The organism is Bradyrhizobium sp. SZCCHNRI2009 (genome assembly GCF_032485115.1).
Classification (GTDB): domain Bacteria; phylum Pseudomonadota; class Alphaproteobacteria; order Rhizobiales; family Xanthobacteraceae; genus Bradyrhizobium.
Genome location: NZ_JAUEUH010000008.1, coordinates 284310 through 306363, shown reverse-complemented (window position 1 = coordinate 306363; position 22054 = coordinate 284310). Strand labels below are relative to the sequence as shown.

Genomic DNA, 22054 nt, shown 5'->3' with positions numbered 1-22054 from the left:
GTGACAGCTTGTTCCTTATGCTAAAATGCGCGCCTTGTGCAGTCCTTGACACAGCTCAGCTCCGACCCATGCGGCGCAGGTCTGTCACACTCCGGTCACATAGCTGGTGGCCCGTCCGCCTCAATTCGGTCCAACTGGTCGCCCGCGCGGTTCACGAGAACCCTCGTCCCTGCGACCGGTTCGGCAGGGGCGGCACGCCGGAACAACCGCCGTAGCCGCCGGTTAGCGCACAGCGAACATGGCGACGATCGGTCAGGGGAGGGACCTGCCATGTTCCGAACCGAGAGGACGTGAAACAAATGGGACTGTTCACCAAGGACATCAAGACGATGAACGATCTGTTCGTTCATCAGCTGCAGGACATCTATTACGCCGAGAACCAGCTCGTCAAAGCGCTGCCGAAGATGGCGGACAAGGCGACGGATCAGAAGCTCAAGCAGGGCTTTCTGACCCATCTCGATGAGACGAAGACGCATGTGACGCGTCTCGAACAGGTGTTCAAGATGCACGGCATCGCGGCCAAGGCGGTCGACTGTCCGGCGATCGACGGCATCATCGAGGAGGCCGACGAGGTCGCCGGCGAGGTCGACGACAAGGCGGTGCTGGACGCAGCGCTGATCAACGCCGCCCAGGCGGCCGAGCACTACGAGATCACCCGCTATGGCAGCCTGATCGCCTGGGCCAAGCAACTCGGCCGCAGCGACTGTGCCGCCGTCCTGCAGAAGACGCTCGACGAGGAGAAGGCGACCGACATGAAGCTGACCAAGCTCGCCGAGAGCGGCGTCAACCTGCGTGCTGCGAGCTGATCGCGTCACCAGAGCCGATGAGACAAAACGCCGCGCGGACATCCCGCGCGGCGTCGTCGCATCCGGATGCCGCGCGTCAGCTCTTACGCAACGCGAAATTGGCGCCGCAGAACGCCATCAGGGCGCCGAGGCAGAGCGCGGCGAGGCCGGCCAGCACACCCGAGGCCGACGGCACCGGGCTCGGGCCGGAGATCGCCTGGCCGATGCCGGCCAGCATCAGCACGCCGACCACGACCAGGAAGTTGCGCATCCGCTGCGGGATCTCGCCCGATACCGCGCTGTGCATGATGTTGGCGATGAAATAGCCCGAGGAGAAGCCGACGGTGGCGATCAGCCACCAGGCGATCGCCGATCCCGCCGGCATGAAGGCGCCGCTCTCGGTCTGCCACAGGCCGCCGAGATCGAGGCCGTAGCGGGCGCCGAGCATGTGCACCGCCAGCGCCAGCAGCACGCCGGCGGCCATCGCTCCGGCCAGGATCAGGTGGCGCGGAAAATAGATCGTTTCGCTCATGCTCCGTTTGTAGGATAAGGCGCGCGCCACACGCAACAGGACCGATCCATTTCCGAGCGCACCACCACGGCCGGCGATGATGCGATCCGCTACGCCTACAAGGCGTCGCTGATCGGGGCCGCGCACCAGTTCGAGCTGACCGGGCAGGGGCTGTCGTGGCGGTTCGCCGGCCGGACCGGCCTGTGGCCTTACGCCGACATCGCCGCGATCCGGCTGTCCTACCGACCGGTGTCGATGCAGGCGAGGCGTTTTCGGGCCGACATCACCCATCGCGATGGCCGCCGCCTCAGCATCATCTCCGTCTCGTGGCAGACGGCGGCCCTGATGGCGCCGCAGAGCGATGCCTATCGTGCTTTCATCCTCGGCCTGCATGCGCGGCTCGCCTTCAGCGGCAGCAACGTACGGCTGACTGCGGGCCTCGGCCGCTTCACCTACGGCGCGGCGCTCGCCGCGATTGCGCTGCTCGCCGTGGCGATGGCCGGGCTTCTGGTGCGCGCGCTCGTCATCGCCGAATGGTCGGGCGCGTTGTTCCTGATCGGCTTCGCCGCGCTGTTCGCCTGGTATGTCGGCGGCTTCATCACCCGCAACAGGCCGCGCAGCTACACGTTCACGGAGATTCCGGCCGCGCTGCTGCCGTGATCACGCAACCTCATCGCCGGTCACCGAATGTGATCATGCAGATTTCGCGCGCCATGCCAGACTGAGCGAGTCGCCTTCGGAGTGGGACGATGCAGGATCGCGCGCTGCGCAGACCGGATGACGCCGAGATCGCCGCGGTCAACGCGCGGCATTTCGCCGATACGCCGCTGCGGCCGGCCGATCTCCTGTTCGTGTTCGGGACCCGCGTCGACGAGGAGCTGCGTGCCGAGACGGCGGTGAAGCTGTGGCAGCAGGGCTACTTCCGCCACGCCATCGTCAGCGGCGGGATCACGCCGGGCGCTGATCTTTCGGAGTGTACGCTGATCAAGGCCGCCATGGTGAGGCGCGGCATTCCGGCCGAGCGCATCCTCGAAGAGCACCACGCCACGAATACCGGCGAGAACGTCGCGCTCGCGCTGCCGGTGATCGACGCCGCGCTCGGCCTCGCCAATGTCGGCAGCGTGATCTGCCTCGGCAACAGCTGGACCGCGCGGCGCTACGCGATGACCCTGCAGCGATACTGGCCCGAGGTGGAGAAGATGCTGCTCACGGTCGACGGCTTCGGCATCCCGCGCCATCTCTGGCACACCCATCCCGAATTCCGCCGTCGCGTGCTCAGCGAATGGGACAAGATCGCGCCGTACAAGGCGAAGGGCTTCATCGCGGAGTGGCCGTGATCTCAGAGGAAGCCGGAATGGCAGCAACAAGCTCCGTCATTGCGAGGAGCGAAGCGACGAAGCAATCCAGAATCTTCGCGGAGCCCTGGATTGCTTCGCTTCGCTCGCAATGACGGTTAGCACCAAATTGAATCCATTAAACCCGACATGCAGAACGTTTGGACGCCTGCACCGTTACGGGCCAGCATTCACTTCAGACCAAAGAGGGAGCTTATATTTGCGAGCGCCATAACGATAGTAGGCCGCTATGATCAAGCCGAACAGAACCCCGGCAACGACGGCTCCGGTGATCGCCACGACACCGGACCCGCTCACCTTGGACCAAACGAATATCCACATGATGGCTCCCCAGGCGGTGCCAAACCACGCCGCCGTAAAGGCGAAGTTGAAGCCGAAGCTGGCGAAATGCGGTGGTGGCAAGGGCAATCCGAGGCGCCAGAGCAAGCGATAAAGCGGAGGCTCGTAACTGCTTCGCCACATGCCGGTTGCAGCCAGGATGGCCAATGCGGAATCCAGTCTTGACGGGGAGCTCATGGGGTATCTGCACTCGAATTCGCAACCGACCGTTTCATCTGCCGAGCTTAAGGAACCCGTTTGCGTCAGCCAAGTCTTGATATCAGCCAAGTCTTGATATCGAGGGGAGCTGACGTTCAAGGCCTCACCACCAGCACCGAGCACTTGGCGTAGCGCACGACGTGGCCGGCGTTGGAGCCGAGGAAGTAGGTGCGCATCGCCGGGCGGTGCGAGGTCATCACGATCAGGTCGGCGTTGACCTTGGCCGCCTCCTCGAGGATCTCGTGATAGATGCCGCCCTGGCGTACCGTGTAGCTGATGCGCTCGGCCGGGATGCCGGATTCGCGCGCCACGATCGACAGCGCTTCCTCGGCGGTCTCGCGCTGCTGCGCATCGAAATCGGCCGGGACGTATTCGGCGAGCATCACCGGCGTCATCGGCATCACGTTGAGCAGATGCACCGTGCCGCTCCAGGTCTGCGCCAGCGTGGCCGCGGTGGCGATGGCCGGCTTGGCGAGGTCGGTGTCGGCCAGATCGATCGGCACCAGAATCGAGTTGAACATCGAAGGTCCTCCTCTCTGTCCGCCGGCATTACGCGCCGGACCCGACCTGCCTGTCAATCGACCGAGCCGTGCTTGAGCAGCTTGGGCGTGACGAACCTCAGGAGATGGCCGCGGGTGAAGCTGATATCGCCCCAATCGTCGGTGTCGAAATCGAGCACCGCGAGTCCCGCGGTCGGCATGTTGCGCATCAGCTCGTGGCGGGCCTCGGAATCGCCCTCGCCGGTCAGCGCCAGCGCCAGCTCGTGCATGCCGGGATTGTGCCCGACGAGCAGGAGCTGCTTCGGATCATGCGCTGCCGCAAGGCGGATGTGATGCAGCATCTGCATCGGCTCGGCGCCGTAGAGCTCGGGAACGGTCTCGACCTGCGGGGGCGGGACGCGGTCCTTCATTGCCGCGAGCGCGAGGTCCCAGGTCTGCTGCGCCCGAACCGCGGTCGAGACCAGCACCAGCTCCGGCACCGGCGGGTGGCTGGCGATGAAATCGCCGATCATGGCGGCATCCTGGTGCCCGCGCTCGTCGAGACGGCGGTCCTGGTCGCGGCCGGTCGGCGCGTCAGTCTCGGTCTTGGCGTGGCGCAGCAGCATCAATCGGCGCATGGAATTCCGTCTCGAATCGTTCAGGCTGGGTCAGCCTGTACCACGTCTCTTTATCGCCATTAAAAGCGTCATGACGTCCGGCGCAGGGTTCGCTAAGAAAACGCCATGAACGAGACTTCCACAAGCGTGAACGATGACGCGGATGCCGCAGGTGCACACGGCCGCACCAGGCTGAATTTCGACCTCGATGTCGACGTCTGCGTCGTCGGGGCGGGATTGGCCGGCTTGACGGTGGCGTTGTGCGCGGCCCGGCAGGGGGCGAGCGTCGCGGTGCTGGAAGGCCGCCAGGTCGGATGGAACGCATCCGGTCACATGATCGGCACGGTCATGCCCGGGTTCGACCTGCCGCTGCCGGATCTGATCGAGCGCGTCGGGCTCGCGCATGCCCGGGCGCTATGGGCGTTGTCCTGGTCCGGTGCCGAGTTCATCCGCGCCCAGGCCACCGCGGCGATGCCGGGCATCGGACTCAGCGAAGGCGCGCTCGAAGTCTCGAATGTCGACGCCGGCGACGCCTTGATCCGCCGCCTCCAGATGCTGCATGAGGATTTCGACACCGAGGTCGAGGGCTGGCAGGTCGAGCGCGTCAGGACCGAGCTCAAGACCGACCGCTACTTCCATGGCGTCCATTACCCCAAGGCGTTCCAGCTCGACGGCCGCAGGTACGTTCACGCGCTGGCGCGGCTCGCGCACCGGGCCGGGGCAAGGATCTTCGAGGACACGCCGGTGGTCAGCATCGACGCGTCGGGCGTGCGCAAGCGCATCGTGACGCCGTCGGCGCGGATGCGCGCCTCGCACATCGTGCTCGCCGGCAACATCCATCTCGGCGCGCCGCTGCAGAAGCTGTCCGATACGCTGCTGCCGGTGTGGCGCTATGGCGGCGTCACCGCGCCGCTCGGCGAGCGGCTGGCTGATGCGATCGCCTTCCGGGGCTCGGTCAGCGACACCGACGGCATCGATCATTTCCGCGTCGTCGACGGCGACCGGCTGATGTGGGCGAGCCCGGAGACGACCTGGGACGCCCGGCCCAGCGGATTTGCCGCGGCGCTGCAGCGCCGAATCCGCACGGTGTTCCCGCAACTCGGCCGCGTCGAGATCGCCGAGACCTTCGGCGGTGTCACCGGCCAGACCGTGCACGGCATGCCGCAGATCGGCCAGCTCCGCAAAGGCCTGTGGGTTGCGAGCGGCTTCGGCCGGCAGGGCCTCAACACCTCGGCGATGGCCGGGCAGTTGATCGCGCAGGCGATCCTCGCCGGCGACGACCGCTGGAAGCTGTTCTCGCCGTTCGAGTTGGTCTGGGCCGGCGGCGTCAGCGGTCGGGTCGCCGGCCATGTCGTCAATCTGTGGATCCGCGGCCGCGCCGCCGCGGCCGGGACGCTGGCGCGGCACCGCGAGCGCGTCCGCGCGCAGGAGCGTGTGCGCGAGATCAAGGCGGCCGAAGCGCGGCGCCGGGCGGCCGAGCGGCCCGGCTCGCGGCTGCCGCTGCGGCCGCAGCCGTCCGATCTGAACCGCCGTCCCGACGCCGGGGAGGGCTGACACCTCGCAAGAAAGTGAGCCGTCGCGCCCGCGCCCGACGTAACTTCCCGGGATCCCGTCCGTAGATCCGGTAACCCAACGCCGCACGGAGACGTCCATGATCGACCGCCGCATGATGTTCACCACCGCCGCCGGACTGTTCGGCTTCGCCGCCCTGCGCTGGCTCGGCGGTTCCGCGCCGGCCCGCGCCGCCGAGAAGTTCGAGATCGAGAAGACCGAGGCCGAGTGGCGCGCGCAATTGACGCCGCAGCAATACGAGATCCTGCGCGAGGAGGGCACCGAGCGGCCCTGGACCAGCCCGCTGCTGAAGGAGCATCGCAAGGGCACCTTCGCCTGCGCCGGCTGCGACCTGCCGCTGTTCTCCTCCGACACCAAGTTCGACAGCGGCACCGGCTGGCCGAGCTTCTTCAAGCCGCTCGACAATGCCGTGGCGACCCGCCAGGACAAGACCTACGGTATGGTCCGCACCGAGGTGCATTGCCGCCGCTGCGGCGGCCATCTCGGCCATGTGTTCGACGACGGCCCCAAGCCGACCGGCCTGCGCTACTGCATGGACGGGCTCTCGCTCACGTTCCACCCGGCAAATCCGTCGTCGACCTGACAGGAATTTGCGCCAGGATATTCCGGCTCGTCCGTTCAAGGCTCGATGGGGGTCTTCAGGACGCGCCGGTAGCCGTGACGAGCGGCCGCGCCGGAGCGCGATTTGGCGCGTCCGGCCCGGCAAGAACTGCCGGCTCGGCAATTGTTCACCAGTTTTGACGCCGGTTTTTTTACGTTGTTGTTTTACAACGCGCTGATTTCAAAGCATTTTCTCATCTGGCACAGCGATTGCGACAGCTCTCCACGAAACGCGGTGCGGGCCGACCCGCCACCGGCATCACAGTGGAGAGATTGGTATGGGTATCTTCGACGCGATGAACACTTCGGTGAGCGGTCTGTCCGCTCAATCATTCGCGCTGCAGAATATTTCCGGTAACATCGCGAACGCGTCGACCGTCGGCTACAAGGGCATCGGCACCAGCTTCGAAGACCTCATTCCCAACGCGACCAACCCGACGCGCCAGAACGCCGGCGGCGTCACCGCCTTCGCCAAGGCCACCATCACCACCCAGGGCACCGTCTCGACGTCCTCGGTCGCCACCAACATGGCGATCAACGGCGACGGCTTCTTCAACGTGCAGAAGGCCTCCTCGGTCGTCGACAACGTGCCGGTCTTCACCGGCGTCACCAACTACACCCGCCGCGGCGACTTCCAGCTCAACGCCAACGGCAACCTGATCAACGGCGCCGGCTATTACCTGATGGGCGTTGCGGTCGATCCGAAGACCGGCAACGCCACCGGCAACGTGCCGACCGTGCTGCAATTCGCCAACAATTTCGTGCCGGCGCAGGCGACCACCGCAATCCAGTACGCGGCCAACCTGCCGACGCAGCCGAAGACCGCCGCCAGCGGCAACGCTGCGACCGGCACGCTGGTCGCGGCCGGCGGCCTCAACTCGGCCGACCTCTCCAACGTGCCGCTGCCGGTCGGCACCAATTTCTACGCCGACTCCACCGTCACCGGCGCCACCGCCGTGAACAAGGTGCCGGCGCAGATCACGACCTCGACATTGTTGAGCGGCGCCAGCGGCGATTCGATCTCGAGCAATTTCACCACCGGCGACACCATCACCATGACCGGCAGCGCCGGCGACGTCGTCACCTTCACCTTCGTCGCCTCCGGCGCCTCGGGTACCCAGATCAATGTCGGCGACTCCGTCGGCACGCTGCTGGCGAAGATCGCGGCCGTCACCGGCGTGCAGCCGACCATCACCGCCGGCAAGATCACGCTGCATTCCGGCAGCGGCGAGGACTGGAACTTGAGCAGTGCCTCGCCGGGTTTCACCGCGCTCGGCCTCACGTCACCCGTGGCACTGACGCGCACGGCGAGTCCCGGCACCGGCATCGTGATCGGCAACGATCTCACCAACTTCAACAACGAGACGATCTCGGGCGGCGCGGTCACGGCCTACAACTCGTCGGGCACGCCGGTGAACGTGCAGCTGCGCTGGGGCAAGGTCGACAGCTCGACGCTCGGCACGGGCCACAAGGACACCTGGAACCTGTTCTACCAGACCAACTCCAGCGCCACTGGCTCGACCGTGGCCTGGCAGAACGTCGGCACCAATTTCACGTTCGCCTCCGACGGCTCGCTGGTGTCGCCGACGACCTCCAACATCTCCATTCCCAACGTCGTGGTCGACGGCACCACGCTCGGCACCGTCAGCCTCAACATCTCCTCGGGCGCGCTGACGCAATATGCGAGCACGATCGGCTCGGCGACGATCAACCAGATCAATCAGAACGGCTTCGCCGCCGGCCAGCTGCAGTCGGTCGCCGTCAACAACAGCGGCGTCGTCACCGGCACCTTCTCCAACGGCCAGACCATCAACCTGGCGCAGGTCACGCTGTCGCACTTCAACGGCACCAACTACCTGAAGGCGCTCGACGGCGGCGCCTACGAGGCGACCGACCAGTCCGGCCAGGCCATCATCGGCGCGACCGGCAAGATCTCGGGCGGCTCGCTGGAAGGCTCCAACACCGACATCGCCGACGAGTTCACCAAGCTGATCGTGACCCAGCAGGCCTATTCGGCCAACACCAAGGTGATCACGACGGCCAATTCGATGGTGCAGGATCTTCTGAACGTGCTGCGCTGATCGCGCTGAGACGTGGCAGTTGAATTGACATAAGGCTACCGAACATGGGTTTGAGTTCTGCCCTCGCCACCGCGATGTCCGGCCTGCGCTCGACGCAGGCCGCGCTCTCGATCATCTCATCGAACGTCGCCAACGCGAACACGCCCGGCTACGTCGCGCAGAACCCGAACCAGATCGAGGTCGCCAGCGGCGGCTTCGGCTCGACGGTGACGACGACGGGCGTCAACCGTCAGCTCGACTTGTTCGTCCAGAACCAGCTCCGCACCGAGACCTCGGGTGGGACCTATGCCAATCAGATGGCCAACATCCTGAGCCAGCTGCAGACCGTGTATGGTACGCCCGGCGGCAGCGGCACGCTCGAGACGGCGCTGAACAATTTCACCACGGCGCTGCAGTCGCTGTCGAACAATCCGAGCAACCAGTCGGCGCAGTCGGTGGCGCTGTCGGCGGCGCAGGGCGTGGCGCTGCAGCTCAACGCGACCACCAAGGGCATCCAGACCCTGCGCACCAATGTCGAGCAGGACATCGGCAATTCGGTCACGCAGGCCAACGCGGCGATCAAGCAGATCGCGACGCTCAACACGCAGCTGCAGGGCCTCGACAGCTCCGACCCGCTGGCGGCGACCCTGCAGGACCAGCGCGACAACGCGATCAACACGCTTGCCAAATATGTCGACATCCGCGTCGTGTCCGACCCGACCAACGGCACGAGCATATTCACCAATTCGGGCATCCAGCTGGTCGGCGCGGGCCTCAGCTCCGAGTTCACCTTCTCGTCGCCGGGGACGCTCGACGCCACCTCGCTCTACAACAGCGATCCGACCAAGACCGGCGTCGGGCAGCTCAACATCAAGCTGTCGAACGGCGTGTCGCTCGACGTCGTGTCGAACAATCTCCTGAACTCGGGTCAGATCGCGGCCGACCTCAAGCTGCGCGACCAGACCCTGGTGCAGGCGCAGACCCAGGTCGACCAGCTCGCGGCGACGATGGCCTCGGCGCTGTCCGACAAGACCACGGCGGGTACCGCGGTGGCGGGACCTCCGGCCGGCTTCGACGTCTCGACCAGCGGGCTGCTGGCGGGCAACACCATCAACCTGACCTACACGGATTCGAGCAACGTCCAGCGCCAGGTCAAGATCGTCAACGTCAACGATCCCGCGGCGCTGCCGCTGAAGAACGCCTCCGGCGCCAACCCGTCCTATGTCGGCGTCGACTTCTCGCTCGGCATGGCCTCGGTGGTGTCGCAGCTCAACAGCGCGCTCGGTGGCGCGCATCTGCAGTTTTCCAATCCCTCCGGCACCACGCTGCGGATCACCGATGACGGCACCAGCCAGGCGGCGGTCAAGGCGGCCTCGGCCACCACCACGGTGCAGACGCTCGCCAGCGGCAACGCGCAACTGCCGGTTTTCACTGACGGCGGCGCGCTCTACACCGGCGCAATCACCTCGACCGGCTCGCAGATGACGGGGCTCGCGGGACGGCTCAACGTCAACCCGGCATTGCTGAACGATCCGACCAAGCTGTCGACCTACTCGACCTCGCCGCAGACCGCGGCCGGCGACGCGACGCGACCGGACTTCCTGTTCGCGCAGCTCACCTCGGCGACCTTCAGCTACTCGCCAACCACCGGCCTCGGCTCGGCGGCGCAGCCATTCCAGGGCACGGTGTCCGGCTATCTGCAGCAGTTCGTCAGCCAGCAGGGCAGTGCCTCGACGCTGGCGACCCAGCTCAGCCAGGGCCAGGCCGTCGTGGTCAGCACGCTGAAGGAGAAGTTCCAGGGCACGGCGGGGGTCAACATGGACAGCGAGATGTCCAACCTGATCCAGGTCCAGAACACCTATGCGGCCAACGCCCATATCATGTCGGTCGTGCAAAGCATGATGCAGAGCCTGCTCCAGGCATTTTAGTGAGGCGCGTGTAAGATGTCGATCAGCAGTGTCAACTACGGAAATTCTCTGCTCGGCCTGTCCGTGCGGAACATCTCGAACCAGCTCGCGGACCTTTCCACGCAGCTCTCGAGCGGCGTCAAGGCGAACAACTACGCCGGCATGGGCCCCGACGAGGGCTTCGCGATCGCGGCGCGGGCGCAGCTCTCGAACATCTCGGCCTTCACGCTGACGATGACCCACGTCAATACCGTGATCGGCGCGGTCAATACCTCGCTGCAGTCGCTGTCCAAGATTCATGACCAGGTCCAGAGTGGCGCCTCGGCGACGCCGCAGAACCTGACCAGCACCGGCCAGACCACGGGACAATTGACGGCGCTGTCCAACCTGTCGGCCATCACCGGCATCCTCAACACCCAGGTCGGCGATCGCTACATCTTCTCCGGCAGCGCCACCGACCGGCCGGCGATCGCATCGGCCGACGACATCCTGAACGGCACCACGACGCAGGCCGGCCTGAAGCAGGTCATCGCCGAGCGGCAGCAGGCCGATCTCGGGCTCAACGGTCTCGGGCGTCTGAACCTGTCGGCGTCGGCCACGATGCCGATCACGCTGGCGGAGGACGTCGCCGGCTCTCCGTTCGGCTTCAAGCTGAGCGGCGTCACCTCGTCGCTGACCAATGCCACGGTGACCGGACCGTCCGGCTCGCCCGCGGGCATCTCGGTCGATCTCACCGCCGGCAATCCGAATGCGGGCGACCAGATCAGCTTCACCTTCAAGCTGCCCGACGGCACCTCGGAATCGATCAAGCTGACGGCGTCCACCACGACGCCGGCGCCGACCAATACGTTCGCCATCGGCGCCACGCCGGCGGCCACCTCCGCCAATCTCAATGCGGCGCTCAACACGGCGCTGTCGACGCTGGCCAATACCTCGCTGACCGCCGCCTCGGCGGTCGTCGCCGGTGACAACTTCTTCAACACGGCGAGCGCCGTGTCGGGAACGGTGGTCAACAACAAGCTCGCAACGCCGGCGCCGATCACGGGAGCGACGCTGCTGTCGGGCGGGGCGGGCTCCGACTCGATCGCGACCAGCTTTGCGACCGGCGACACCATCACCGTCAACGGGCAGACGCTGACCTTCGTCGCCTCCGGCGCCAGCGGCAACAACCAGATCAATGTCGGCGACAGCGTGCAGACGCTGCTGTCGAAGATCGATACGCTCAGCGGCACGTCGACGCCGTCGACGGTCAGCGGCGGCGTGATCACCTTGCGCACCAACGACGCCGCCGGCTTCTCGGTGTCGAGCTCGAACGCGGGTGCGTTCGGGGCGCTCGGCTTCTCCGGCACCGTGACGGCGCCGACGCCGCCGTTGCGCGTCTCCGGCTCGCCGCTGGGATCGGCGACCAGCCTCGTCAACGGTTCGGCCAACACCGTCGCCTGGTACACCGGCAACAGCGGTCCCGGCTCGGCGCGGTCGAGCGCGAGCATCCGGATCGACACGGCGCAGAGCATTCAGTTCGGCGCCCAGGGCAACGAGTTCGCGATCCGCAACCTCGTGCAGCAGACCGCGGTCTATGCCGCCGTCAACACGCCGCCAGCGGGAGCAAATGCTCCGCAGCAGATCGGTGCGCTCAGCCAGCGCATCGCCGCCAACCTGACGCCGCAGCTCGGCCAGCAGGCGATCTCGGATATCCAGACCGAGTTCGCCAACGCCCAGACCACGATGAAGGACGCCACGGCGCGCCAGACCCAGGCCAAGGCGGCGATGCAGGCCATGGTCGACCAGACCGAGGGCATCTCGCAGCAGGAGGTGGCGAGCCAGATCCTGCAGCTGCAGACCAACCTCCAGGCGTCCTACCAGACGACGGCGATGCTGGCCCAGTTGACGCTGGTGAAATATCTGTAGCGCCCCGGGGGCGGCGGTTAGGTTTTCGTTAACCACGTCTCTTTAGCTTTTGTTCAGATCTGGGGCGAGAGCCTCTTTGTCTGGAGGCGGACGTGAGTGACGGAACCGACGAGCGCATTCATCTGGTGGTCGCGACACCATGCTTCGGCGGCCAGGTGTCGAGCATCTATGCGAGCTCGATCTTCGCCCTGCAGCGCGAGTTGCGCGCCGCGTCCAACGTCGACCTCACCGTCCACATGCGCGACGGCGATGCGCTGATCACCCGTGCCAGGGCCAATCTCGTCACCCTGTTCCTCAACGATCCCTCGGCCACGCATCTGCTCTTCGTCGATGCCGACATCGGCTTCACGCCGAAGCAGGTGTTCCGGCTGATCGCGTCCGGCGGCGACATGGTCGCCGGCGTCTATCCGGTCAAGAAGGTCAACTGGAACAAGGCGCGCCGCGCCATCAATTCCAACCGCATGGACGTGCCGGCGGCATCGCTCGACTACGTGCTGGAGATCGACAATCCGGATCACGTTGCGGTGGTCAACGGCTTCACCCGCGTGCGCTATGCCGGCACCGGCTTCCTGATGGTCCGCCGCCGCGTCATCGAGACGATGATCGCGCATCCGGCCTACGCGCCGCTGCAGTTCTTCCGCGAGCATTCGCAGGATGCGCTGGCCGGCAGTCCGAACCGCTTCGCGCTGTTCGAATGCATGATCGACCCGGCGACCGGGACCTATCTCAGCGAGGATTTCGCGTTCTGCAGGCGATGGACCGATCTCGGCGGCGAGATCTGGGCCGATCTCGACAGCCGGCTCGATCACGTCGGTCCGTCCGTGTTTCACGGCAATGTCGCCTCGCAATTCGCGTCGGCGGTGGCGGTTCCCACCGCCGCTGCGGCCGACGCAGCCTGACGATCCGCGCGATGACCCCGGCGGTAACCCGGTCGCAGATATCCCAGTCATCCCGGATCGACCGGCGCGAGCAGGGCGCCGCGACCGGACTGCGCGATCTCTTTGCCTTGCTCGGCGATCTCCTGATCGATGGCGGCGATACCCGCCTGGCGCTCGATCGCCCCTGGGGCCGCAACGTCTATGGCTGCGGTCCGTCGCCCGAACCCGATGTGCTGTGCTTCGCATCGAGCACGGCTTCGCCGATTTCAGAACGCGCCTATGCGCGCGTCGAGCTGGCGCGCGAGCAGCTGATGCATGCGGCGATCTCGCTCGGCCTCGACGCCGCGCTCGACCGGCGCACCGAGGAGATGCGCTGCGAATTGCGCGGATATCTCGGCCTTGCCGACGAGATCGACATCGTGTTCTCGCCGTCCGGCACCGACTCGCAACTGCATGCGCTGGCGCTGGTGCGGGCGGTGCTGGGCGAGGCCGTCACGAGCATCGTCGTCGGCAGCGACCAGACCGGAAGCGGCACCGCCGCGAGCGCCCGGGGACACCATTTCAGCACGCGGACGGCGAACGGTCTGGCGGTGCGGACGAACACGCCGATCGAGGGGCTCTCGGGCGACGCCGTGTCGCTGCCGCTGCTCGACGGCGCATCGATGCAGCCGCGCGTTGATATCGATGCCGAGATGCTCGGCAGCGTCGAGGCGCTGGCGCGAAGGGGCCGTGGCGTCCTGCTGCAGGTCATGGATTCCTCCAAGCTCGGCTGGCGCGCGCCGGACATGGCCTGCCTGGACGAGGTGGCGCAGCGCTGGCCGGGGCGCGTGCAGGTCGTCGTCGATGCCTGCCAGATGCGGCTCGGCGCGGCGCGGCTGCGCGATCATCTCGAACGCGGCCATCTGGTGCTCGTCACGGGCTCGAAGTTCTTCGGCGGGCCCGCCTTCAGCGGCGCGCTGCTGGTGCCCGCGGCCGCATCGGCTGCGCTGCGCTGCGGACATCCGATCGCGCCCGGCCTGTTCGACTATGTCAATCGCAGCGATTGGCCGCTCGCCTGGACGGATCTGCGCGCGCGCACGGCGCCGCGCGCCAATATCGGCCAGTGGCTGCGCTGGGAGGCCGCGCTGGAGGAGATCGCCGCGTATCACGCCGTGCCCGAGACGTTCCGCCGGATGGCGATCCGGCAGCTCGGCGAGTCCATCGAAAGCCTGCTGATGCTGTCGCCGGTGCTGCGTCCGATCGCCGCCCGCGCGCCTGCGCCGGATGGGAGCGATGGCGAGTTCGGCTTTCCCACCATCTTCCCGTTCGCGCTCCAGCGTGACGGCGGCCCGCTCGGCCTCGGTGAGACGCAGGCGGTGTATCGCGCGCTGCAGCGCGATCTCGGCAGCCGCTTCACTGGACGCGCAGCCGAGATTGCCGCGCGCCAGTGCCTGATCGGCCAGCCGGTGCGGATTGAACGCGCGGGCGAGGCGCCGTCGGCCGCGCTGCGGCTGTGCATCGGCGCGCGCCAGGTGACAGACGCATGGTGCGACGACGTCACCGCGGCCCGGGTCAATCTCGAATCCGACATCGACCGCGTCGCCGACATCGTTGCCAAAACAGAGCTGCTCGTATCGGATCTGAGCAGCCAGGATCTCAGGGACATCTGCAATGCCGACTGATTTGCTCGCGCTGGCCGACGCCACCGACGCAGGATGTGCCGACCGGATCGGCATGGCCAAGCTCGCCAAGGCCGCCTTCGACGGCCAGGACCTGAAACCGATGTGGGCCGCCTTGCTCGCCAAGCTGCTCGACGGCCGCGCGGAGCCGGGCGAGGGGCTCGATCTCGCGCTGATCGCGCAGCTCATCGGCGAGAAATCGTCCGGGCTCGCGATCCAGCACGACGTTCTGCAGTCGCAGCAGCTCTACCGCGTTGCCTGCAACAGCGCGACGCCGCGGCTGCGCGTGCTCGCGCTCGCGGCGGCCACCGACATGGGCAGCAACACGCCGATCGAATTCCTGCTCGAGGACACCGACTTCGAGCTGCTGCTGCTCTATGTCGTTCCGGGCGCGGACCTGCTGGCGCCTTTGCCCGCTCATGACGTCGCCATCGTCATCGCGTCCGATTCCGAGGATTGTCAGCACGCGCTGCGCGAGATCGATGCCGTCGCGGCGCGCTGGCCGCGTCCGCTGCTGAATCCGCCGGAGCGGATCTGGCATCTCGATCGCGACAAGCTGCATGCGCGGCTCGCCGGCATCGACGGGCTCACCATTCCGGCGACCATTCCCGTCGACCGCGAGCGCCTGATCGGGATCGCCGACGAGCGCGAATGGATCACGGACGTCGACCACTCGCTCGCCTTCCCGGTCATCGTGCGGCCGCGCGGCTCGCATGCCGGCGTCGGCCTGGAGAAGGTCGACGAGCCGCTCGAGCTGTCGCTCTATCTCGACGAACGCAGCGAGCAGGAGTTCTTCGTCTCGCGCTTCGTCGACTATGCCAGCGAGGACGGGCAGTTCCGCAAGTACCGCATCGTGTTCGTCGACGGCACGGCCTACGCCTGCCACATGGCGATCGCGCGACGCTGGGACATCTGGTACCTCAACGCCAACATGGCCGGCAGCGAGAGCAAGCGCCTCGAAGAGGCGACCTTCATGCAGACCTTCGACATCGGCTTCGGCCGCCGTCATCGCAGCGTGCTCGATGCGATCGCCGCGCGCGTCGGTCTCGACTATTTCATCATCGACTGCGCCGAGACCAGGGACGGCACGCTGCTGGTGTTCGAGGCCGACAATACGGCCGTCGTCCACAACATGGATTCGCCGGAGGTCTTCCCCTACAAGCCGCCGCAGATGCAGAAGATCTTCGCGGCCTTCGCGGCCATGATCGAGAAGCGCGCCGCGTCGCGGGCGGAGCAGGCGGCGTGACCGCCGGGCTGCGCATCGATCCTGCGTCGCGGACGGCGGAGACGCTCGATCCGCAACATTGGGACGAGATGCGCGCGCTCGGTCATCGCATGCTCGATGACATGATCGACTATGTCGCCGATATCCGCGACCGGCCGGTGTGGCAGCCGATGTCGCCGACGACACGGCAGAGCTTCCGCAGCGCGCTGCCGCATGCGCCGACCGATCTCGCCGAGGTCTATCGCGATTTCAGCGAGCTCGTCGTTCCCTACGCGACCGGCAACGTGCATCCTGGATTCATGGGCTGGGTGCATGGCGGCGGCACCGTGGTCGGCATGCTCGCCGAGATGCTGGCTGCCGGATTGAACGCCAATCTCGGCGGCCGCGACCACGCGCCGATCGAGGTCGAGCGGCAGGTCGTCGACTGGACGCGTCAGTTGTTCGGCTTTCCGGCAAGCGCCAGCGGCATCTTCGTCACCGGCACCTCGATGGCCAACCTGATGGCGGTGCTGGTCGCTCGCCGCAACGCGCTCGGCGCGTCGGTTCGCTCGGCGGGTCTCGGTGAGGAGGGGCGGCGCTTGCGCGCCTACACGTCGAAGGCGGCGCATGGCTGCATCGCCAAGGCGATGGACATCTGCGGACTGGGCAGCGACGCGCTCGGCTGCATCGCGGTGGATGCCGCACATCGCATCGACGTCGGCGAGCTGCGGACCGCGATCGCGCGCGATCGCGCCGTGGGACTGCATCCGTTTCTCGTCGTCGCCTCGGCGGGCACCGTCGATATCGGCGCCATCGACGACCTCGCTGATATTTCCGAGCTCTGCCGTGCCGAGGGGCTCTGGTTTCACGTCGACGGCGCCTTCGGTGCGCTCGCGATGCTGTCAGCGGAGCTCGCACCGAAGCTCGCCGGCATCGAACAGGCGGATTCGATTGCGCTGGATTTTCACAAGTGGGGGCAGGTGCCCTACGATGCGGGCTTCCTGCTGGTGCGCGATGGCACCAAGCATCGCGACGCCTTCGCCTCGCCGGCCGCCTATCTGCGCCGGGAAACCCGTGGTCTCGCGGCGGGCGCCGAGTGGCCCTGCGATCTCGGTCCTGATCTGTCGCGCGGCTTCCGGGCGTTGAAGACATGGTTCACGCTGAGGACGTTCGGCACGAATGCGCTCGGCGCCGTGATCGCGCGAAGCTGCGAGCTCGCGCGCCATCTGGAGGCGCGGGTGCGCGCCGAGCCCGAGCTCGAGCTGCTGGCGCCGGTCAATCTCAACATCGTCTGCTTCCGCTATCGTGCCGACGATGCCGATGCACTCAACGGCGAGATCGTCGCCGACATCCACGAATCCGGCCTCGCCGCGCCGTCGACCACGATGCTCGACGGACGGCTGGCGATCCGTGCCGCGATCGTCAATCATCGCACCGGGACGAGCGACATCGACCGGCTGATTGCGGCGGTCCTCATGTTCGGCCGCCAGCGCGCGGCCGGTCTCACGCCGTTGATCGAGGTCGATGCGCCGCCGCTGGCGCTCTGAGCGCAAATCGCATCTCGGCGTCGTCCGCTGGTTGATGACGACCGCCGGCAGAATGTCGCCGCGCGTCGAAACCTTTCCAAAGGTGGTTGACGCGTTGTGAACGACGGGCGCGTTTGTTGAATCAACGAGCCTTTTCAAAGGGCGTTCTTGCGCGATGACGCGGCAATGAGCCGCGCCGATGCGCCTGTTCCGCTGATTGAGGCGGCTGCGCACCACAACCCTTCAGCGTTTGTTAGCCACTGCCATTCACCGTGACGCCCGTCGTCCGGGGTCGTTCAAATCGACCTGGGCTGCACCCCGATCTCGAAGGGATCGGGGTTTATTTCACACCAGAAGGGTATGAAAATGTCAGGTATCGTCCTCTCGGCGTCGGTGCGCCAGAATTTGCTGTCGCTTCAGTCGACGGCTCAGCTCCTCGCCACCACCCAGAACAATCTCTCCACGGGCAAGAAGGTCAACTCGGCGCTCGACAATCCGACCAACTTCTTCACCGCCCAGGGTCTCGACAACCGCGCTTCCGACATCTCCAATCTGCTCGACGGCATCGGCAACGGCGTGCAGGTGCTGCAGGCCGCCAACACCGGCATCACCTCGCTGCAGAAGCTCGTCGACAGCGCCAAGTCGATCGCCAACCAGGTTCTGCAGAGCGCGGTGGGCTACTCCACCAAGTCGAGCGTGACCTCGGCGGCTCTGACCGGGGCGACCGCCACCGACCTGCTCGGCTCCAGCTCGACGGCTGTGACCGGCTCGGTCGTGAACAACGACAATACCTCGAGCGCGGTGGCGATCACCGGCTCGACCAAGCTGTCGGGCACGGCAGGCACCGCGTCGAACAACCTCGCCTCCGGCATCACCTCCGGTGAGACGCTGGTCGTCAACGGCACCACCTTCACCTTCATCACCGGCACGTCCTCGACGGGCACCAACATCGGCATCGGCGACAGCGTCAGCAACCTGCTGTCGGCGATCCAGACCCAGACCGGCGTCACCGCGTCGATCACCGCGGGTGCGATCACCCTGACGCCGCCGGCGGCGGGATTGACGCTCTCGGGCAGCACCGGCACCTTGGGCAAGCTCGGGCTGACTGCTGTCGGCGACGGCTTGTCAGGTCAGACCTTGACGGTCGGCGCCACAGGAGGTGGCACGGCGACCAGCATCACGTTCGGTCTAGGGACAGGACAGGTCAAGTCGCTGAACGATCTCAACGCGAAGCTCGCAGCCAACAACCTGCAGGCCTCGATCGATTCGTCGACCGGCAAGATCACCCTCAGCACGACCAACGACGCGGCGTCCGCCACGATCGGCGCGATCGGCGGTACGTCGGCTGCATCCAGCCAGGCCTTCAACGGTCTGACGGCGGCGGCTCCGGTGGCGGATGTGACCGCGCAGACGCAGCGCGCGAGCCTGGTCTCGCAGTACAACAACGTGCTGGCGCAGATCAATACGACCGCGAGCGATGCGTCGTTCAACGGTGTCAACCTGCTGAACGGCGATACGCTGAAGCTGACCTTCAACGAAAACGGCAAGTCGACGCTGTCGATCACCGGCGTGACCTTCAACTCCGCGGGGCTCGGGCTGACGACCCTGACCTCGGGCACCGACTTCCTCGACAACAACTCGGCGAACAAGGTCATCGGCGTGCTCACCACCGCCAGCTCCACGCTGCGCAACGAGGCCTCGACGCTGGGTTCGAACCTGTCGGTGGTGCAGATCCGTCAGGACTTCAACAAGAACCTGATCAACGTGCTGCAGACCGGCTCGTCGAACCTGACGCTGGCCGACACCAACGAGGAAGCGGCCAACAGCCAGGCGCTGTCGACCCGCCAGTCGATCGCGGTGTCCGCGCTGTCGCTCGCCAACCAGTCGCAGGCGAGCGTGCTGCAGCTGCTGCGCTGATCCGCAAGCATCGCATCTCGACGACCAGGGCGGCGGGGGAAACCCCGCCGCCTTTTTATCGGAGGAAAGGTCCGACATTGCTGCGGCGTAGCTTGGCGAGCGCGCAAAAATCGGAAAGCCCGGTCTCGCGACTGGCGAGCCGGGCCTTTCGATGTCGGGTGAGGAGACGAAAGCTCAGGCCGCCGAGCTCACCGGCTTGTCCTGCTGTTCGGCTTCAGCCTGCTCGATCAGCTTCTTCTCGTAGGCGACGAGCTTCTTGGCTTCCTTCAGCGCCTGGTAGAGATCGCCGTTGAGGATATGACCGTTGATCGCCTCGATAATCGGCCAGGCGCTCGGCACCGTGGTGATGATGTCGCGCAGCAGGTTGAAATAGGTGCCGTGATCCGCGTCTGCCCCCGGCGAGATGTACATCAGCTGGACCGCAAGATAGACGAGCTTGGCCGGCGTGTCGGCCGTCTCCGGCGTCAGGATGTCCTTCTCGCGCAGGATCGGAATGTTCTCGCCGTCGATCAGGAGGCGCGCGCGCTGATCGGTGTTGGTGATCACGCAGGAGCCGATGATGATGCGCTCATGCGGCTTCAGTTCGACTTTCAGGGCCATTCTCATTCTCCGTTGCCGCAATCGGCGTGGCGCCGAACCTGCTGCGTCGAGGCCGATGACGGGTCCAGCTGCCAGTCTAGATCGCGCGGGGAGTCTGCGCGCTCGATCGGTCGGTGCGCAGCAATCCTTTCCGATCATGGTTAACGGACGGTAAACGGCCGCGCCCGCCTGGCGAATATACGGTGTTTTCAAGGTGATCCGCGGCGAATCGCCGATGCGCGGCCGTGCCGATGCCACGCATCGGGGACCGCGAGCGGTCGTGACTTCACTGTTTGTTAGCCGCTCGCATTTACCTTAACGCCCGTCGCCCGGTGGTGCAGTCACCGACGGGCTTCGCCTTGATCCTGAATGGATCGGGCCGTTTGTTTCACACCAGAAGGGTATGAAAATGTCAGGTATTGTTCTCTCGGCGTCGGTGCGTCAGAATCTGCTCTCGCTTCAGTCGACGGCTCAGCTCCTCGCCACCACCCAGAACAATCTCTCCACGGGCAAGAAGGTCAACTCGGCGCTCGACAATCCGACCAACTTCTTCACCGCCCAGGGTCTCGACAACCGCGCTTCCGACATCTCCAATCTGCTCGACGGCATCGGCAACGGCGTGCAGGTGCTGCAGGCCGCCAACACCGGCATCACCTCGCTGCAGAAGCTCGTCGACAGCGCCAAGTCGATCGCCAACCAGGTTCTGCAGAGCGCGGTGGGCTACTCCACCAAGTCGAGCGTGACCTCGGCGGCTCTGACCGGGGCGACCGCCACCGACCTGCTCGGCTCCAGCTCGACGGCTGTGACCGGCTCGGTCGTGAACAACGACAATACCTCGAGCGCGGTGGCGATCACCGGCTCGACCAAGCTGTCGGGCACGGCAGGCACCGCGTCGAACAACCTCGCCTCCGGCATCACCTCCGGTGAGACGCTGGTCGTCAACGGCACCACCTTCACCTTCATCACCGGCACGTCCTCGACGGGCACCAACATCGGCATCGGCGACAGCGTCAGCAACCTGCTGTCGGCGATCCAGACCCAGACCGGCGTCACCGCGTCGATCACCGCGGGGGCGATCACCCTGACGCCGCCAGCGGCGGGATTGACGCTCTCGGGCAGCACCGGCACCTTGGGCAAGCTCGGGTTGACTGCTGTCGGCGACGGCTTGTCAGGTCAGACCTTGACGATCGGCGCCACAGGAGGTGGCACGGCGACGAGTGTCACGTTCGGTCTAGGGACAGGGCAGGTCAAGTCGCTGAACGATCTCAACGCGAAGCTCGCGGCGAACAACCTGCAAGCCTCGATCGATACCACCGGCAAGATCTCGATCACCACGACCAACGACGCGGCTTCGGCCACGATCGGTGCGATCGGCGGTACGTCGGCTGCATCCAGCCAGGCCTTCAACGGTCTGACGGCGGCGGCGCCGGTGGCGGATGCGACCGCGCAGACGCAGCGCGCGAGCCTGGTCTCGCAGTACAACAACGTGCTGGCGCAGATCAACACGACCGCGGCCGACGCCTCGTTCAACGGTGTCAACCTGCTGAACGGCGATACGCTGAAGCTGACCTTCAACGAGAACGGCAAGTCGACGCTCTCGATCACCGGTGTGACCTTCAACACTGGCGGTCTTGGCCTGTCGAACCTCACCTCGGGCACCGACTTCCTCGACAACAACTCGGCGAACAAGGTGATCACCCTGTTGAACTCGGCGAGCTCGACGCTGCGGTCGGAAGCCTCCACGCTGGGTTCGAACCTGTCGGTGGTGCAGATCCGTCAGGACTTCAACAAGAACCTGATCAACGTGCTGCAGACCGGCTCGTCGAACCTGACGCTGGCCGACACCAACGAGGAAGCGGCCAACAGCCAGGCGCTGTCGACCCGTCAGTCGATCGCGGTGTCCGCGCTGTCGCTCGCCAACCAGTCGCAGGCGAGCGTGCTGCAGCTGCTGCGCTGATCCA

Annotated in this window: 19 protein-coding genes; 14 read left to right on the top strand and 5 right to left on the bottom strand. The window is 66.1% G+C overall.

Going from position 1 to position 22054, the window contains the following annotated elements; translation table 11 throughout:
- The first annotated feature begins 299 nt into the window (after positions 1-299).
- On the top strand, positions 300-806 hold the full coding sequence (locus QX041_RS27010) for a ferritin-like domain-containing protein (protein ID WP_315753160.1): 507 nt from the start codon (positions 300-302) through the stop codon (positions 804-806).
- 76 nt (positions 807-882) lie between these two features.
- On the opposite strand, the gene QX041_RS27005 is transcribed toward QX041_RS27010, so the two are convergent.
- The gene (locus QX041_RS27005; RefSeq protein WP_315738812.1) at positions 883-1317 is read right to left on the bottom strand and encodes a hypothetical protein; all 435 of its coding nucleotides are present in this window, start codon (positions 1315-1317) and stop codon (positions 883-885) included.
- Positions 1318-1365: 48 nt separating this feature from the next.
- On the opposite strand from QX041_RS27005, the gene QX041_RS27000 reads away from it, so the two are divergent.
- Positions 1366-1956: a hypothetical protein gene (locus QX041_RS27000; protein WP_410051241.1), complete on the top strand. Its 591-nt coding sequence runs from the start codon at positions 1366-1368 to the stop codon at positions 1954-1956.
- Positions 1957-2045: 89 nt separating this feature from the next.
- Positions 2046-2633 carry a YdcF family protein gene (locus QX041_RS26995; protein WP_316167120.1) on the top strand — a complete coding sequence of 196 codons (588 nt, stop codon included), beginning with the start codon at positions 2046-2048 and terminating at the stop codon, positions 2631-2633.
- A gap of 174 nt (positions 2634-2807) precedes the next feature.
- Here QX041_RS26995 and QX041_RS26990 read toward each other — a convergent pair whose 3' ends face one another.
- The 3 genes from QX041_RS26990 to QX041_RS26980 all read right to left on the bottom strand — a co-directional run bounded on the left by QX041_RS26990 (position 2808) and on the right by QX041_RS26980 (position 4305).
- Positions 2808-3167: a DUF6404 family protein gene (locus QX041_RS26990; protein ID WP_316167237.1), complete on the bottom strand. Its 360-nt coding sequence runs from the start codon at positions 3165-3167 to the stop codon at positions 2808-2810.
- Between the two features lie 116 nt (positions 3168-3283).
- Positions 3284-3709 carry a universal stress protein gene (locus tag QX041_RS26985; protein WP_315712676.1) on the bottom strand — a complete coding sequence of 142 codons (426 nt, stop codon included), beginning with the start codon at positions 3707-3709 and terminating at the stop codon, positions 3284-3286.
- A 53-nt stretch (positions 3710-3762) separates the two neighbouring features.
- On the bottom strand, positions 3763-4305 hold the full coding sequence (locus QX041_RS26980) for a histidine phosphatase family protein (protein WP_315712675.1): 543 nt from the start codon (positions 4303-4305) through the stop codon (positions 3763-3765).
- A 105-nt stretch (positions 4306-4410) separates the two neighbouring features.
- On the opposite strand from QX041_RS26980, the gene QX041_RS26975 reads away from it, so the two are divergent.
- The 10 genes from QX041_RS26975 (at position 4411) to QX041_RS26930 (ending at position 19514) form a co-directional block, all read left to right on the top strand.
- Positions 4411-5838 (top strand): FAD-binding oxidoreductase, encoded by a 1428-nt coding sequence (locus QX041_RS26975; protein ID WP_316167118.1) that lies wholly within the window; start codon positions 4411-4413, stop codon positions 5836-5838.
- A gap of 97 nt (positions 5839-5935) precedes the next feature.
- A complete protein-coding gene (gene msrB, locus QX041_RS26970) occupies positions 5936-6439 on the top strand; it encodes a peptide-methionine (R)-S-oxide reductase MsrB (protein ID WP_315753155.1) in 504 nt (167 codons plus the stop codon).
- A 295-nt stretch (positions 6440-6734) separates the two neighbouring features.
- A complete protein-coding gene (locus tag QX041_RS26965; protein WP_315712671.1) occupies positions 6735-8537 on the top strand; it encodes a flagellar hook-basal body complex protein in 1803 nt (600 codons plus the stop codon).
- Positions 8538-8581: 44 nt separating this feature from the next.
- Positions 8582-10444, top strand: coding sequence for a flagellar hook-associated protein FlgK (flgK, locus tag QX041_RS26960; RefSeq protein WP_315712670.1), 1863 nt, complete (start codon positions 8582-8584; stop codon positions 10442-10444).
- A gap of 15 nt (positions 10445-10459) precedes the next feature.
- Positions 10460-12331, top strand: coding sequence for a flagellar protein (locus tag QX041_RS26955; RefSeq protein WP_315828154.1), 1872 nt, complete (start codon positions 10460-10462; stop codon positions 12329-12331).
- A 92-nt stretch (positions 12332-12423) separates the two neighbouring features.
- Positions 12424-13230, top strand: a complete 807-nt coding sequence (locus QX041_RS26950) for a hypothetical protein (RefSeq protein WP_315712667.1) — start codon at positions 12424-12426, stop codon at positions 13228-13230.
- An 11-nt stretch (positions 13231-13241) separates the two neighbouring features.
- Entirely contained in the window at positions 13242-14870 is a 1629-nt protein-coding gene (locus QX041_RS26945) for a hypothetical protein (RefSeq protein ID WP_316167117.1), read from the top strand.
- Between the two features lie 52 nt (positions 14871-14922).
- Complete coding sequence (locus QX041_RS26940) at positions 14923-16113, top strand: hypothetical protein (protein WP_315828216.1); 1191 nt, start codon at positions 14923-14925, stop codon at positions 16111-16113.
- A gap of 68 nt (positions 16114-16181) precedes the next feature.
- Entirely contained in the window at positions 16182-17618 is a 1437-nt protein-coding gene (locus tag QX041_RS26935; RefSeq protein WP_316167235.1) for an aspartate aminotransferase family protein, read from the top strand.
- A 345-nt stretch (positions 17619-17963) separates the two neighbouring features.
- On the top strand, positions 17964-19514 hold the full coding sequence (locus QX041_RS26930; RefSeq protein WP_316167115.1) for a flagellin: 1551 nt from the start codon (positions 17964-17966) through the stop codon (positions 19512-19514).
- A gap of 174 nt (positions 19515-19688) precedes the next feature.
- Here QX041_RS26930 and flbT read toward each other — a convergent pair whose 3' ends face one another.
- Positions 19689-20114: a flagellar biosynthesis repressor FlbT gene (flbT, locus tag QX041_RS26925; protein WP_315715996.1), complete on the bottom strand. Its 426-nt coding sequence runs from the start codon at positions 20112-20114 to the stop codon at positions 19689-19691.
- 388 nt (positions 20115-20502) lie between these two features.
- Between flbT and QX041_RS26920 the strand changes: the two genes are divergently transcribed.
- Positions 20503-22050 (top strand): flagellin, encoded by a 1548-nt coding sequence (locus QX041_RS26920; protein WP_316167114.1) that lies wholly within the window; start codon positions 20503-20505, stop codon positions 22048-22050.
- The last annotated feature ends 4 nt before the right edge of the window (positions 22051-22054 follow it).

Coding starts and splice junctions, on each gene's coding strand:
- QX041_RS27010 (WP_315753160.1), top strand. CDS start 300: ATGGGACTGTTCACCAAGGACATCAAGACGATGAACGATCTGTTCGTT.
- QX041_RS27005 (WP_315738812.1), bottom strand. CDS start 1,317: ATGAGCGAAACGATCTATTTTCCGCGCCACCTGATCCTGGCCGGAGCG.
- QX041_RS26995 (WP_316167120.1), top strand. CDS start 2,046: ATGCAGGATCGCGCGCTGCGCAGACCGGATGACGCCGAGATCGCCGCG.
- QX041_RS26990 (WP_316167237.1), bottom strand. CDS start 3,167: ATGAGCTCCCCGTCAAGACTGGATTCCGCATTGGCCATCCTGGCTGCA.
- QX041_RS26985 (WP_315712676.1), bottom strand. CDS start 3,709: ATGTTCAACTCGATTCTGGTGCCGATCGATCTGGCCGACACCGACCTC.
- QX041_RS26980 (WP_315712675.1), bottom strand. CDS start 4,305: ATGCGCCGATTGATGCTGCTGCGCCACGCCAAGACCGAGACTGACGCG.
- QX041_RS26975 (WP_316167118.1), top strand. CDS start 4,411: ATGAACGAGACTTCCACAAGCGTGAACGATGACGCGGATGCCGCAGGT.
- msrB (WP_315753155.1), top strand. CDS start 5,936: ATGATCGACCGCCGCATGATGTTCACCACCGCCGCCGGACTGTTCGGC.
- QX041_RS26965 (WP_315712671.1), top strand. CDS start 6,735: ATGGGTATCTTCGACGCGATGAACACTTCGGTGAGCGGTCTGTCCGCT.
- flgK (WP_315712670.1), top strand. CDS start 8,582: ATGGGTTTGAGTTCTGCCCTCGCCACCGCGATGTCCGGCCTGCGCTCG.
- QX041_RS26955 (WP_315828154.1), top strand. CDS start 10,460: ATGTCGATCAGCAGTGTCAACTACGGAAATTCTCTGCTCGGCCTGTCC.
- QX041_RS26945 (WP_316167117.1), top strand. CDS start 13,242: ATGACCCCGGCGGTAACCCGGTCGCAGATATCCCAGTCATCCCGGATC.
- QX041_RS26940 (WP_315828216.1), top strand. CDS start 14,923: ATGGCCAAGCTCGCCAAGGCCGCCTTCGACGGCCAGGACCTGAAACCG.
- QX041_RS26935 (WP_316167235.1), top strand. CDS start 16,182: ATGCGCGCGCTCGGTCATCGCATGCTCGATGACATGATCGACTATGTC.
- QX041_RS26930 (WP_316167115.1), top strand. CDS start 17,964: ATGTCAGGTATCGTCCTCTCGGCGTCGGTGCGCCAGAATTTGCTGTCG.
- flbT (WP_315715996.1), bottom strand. CDS start 20,114: ATGGCCCTGAAAGTCGAACTGAAGCCGCATGAGCGCATCATCATCGGC.
- QX041_RS26920 (WP_316167114.1), top strand. CDS start 20,503: ATGTCAGGTATTGTTCTCTCGGCGTCGGTGCGTCAGAATCTGCTCTCG.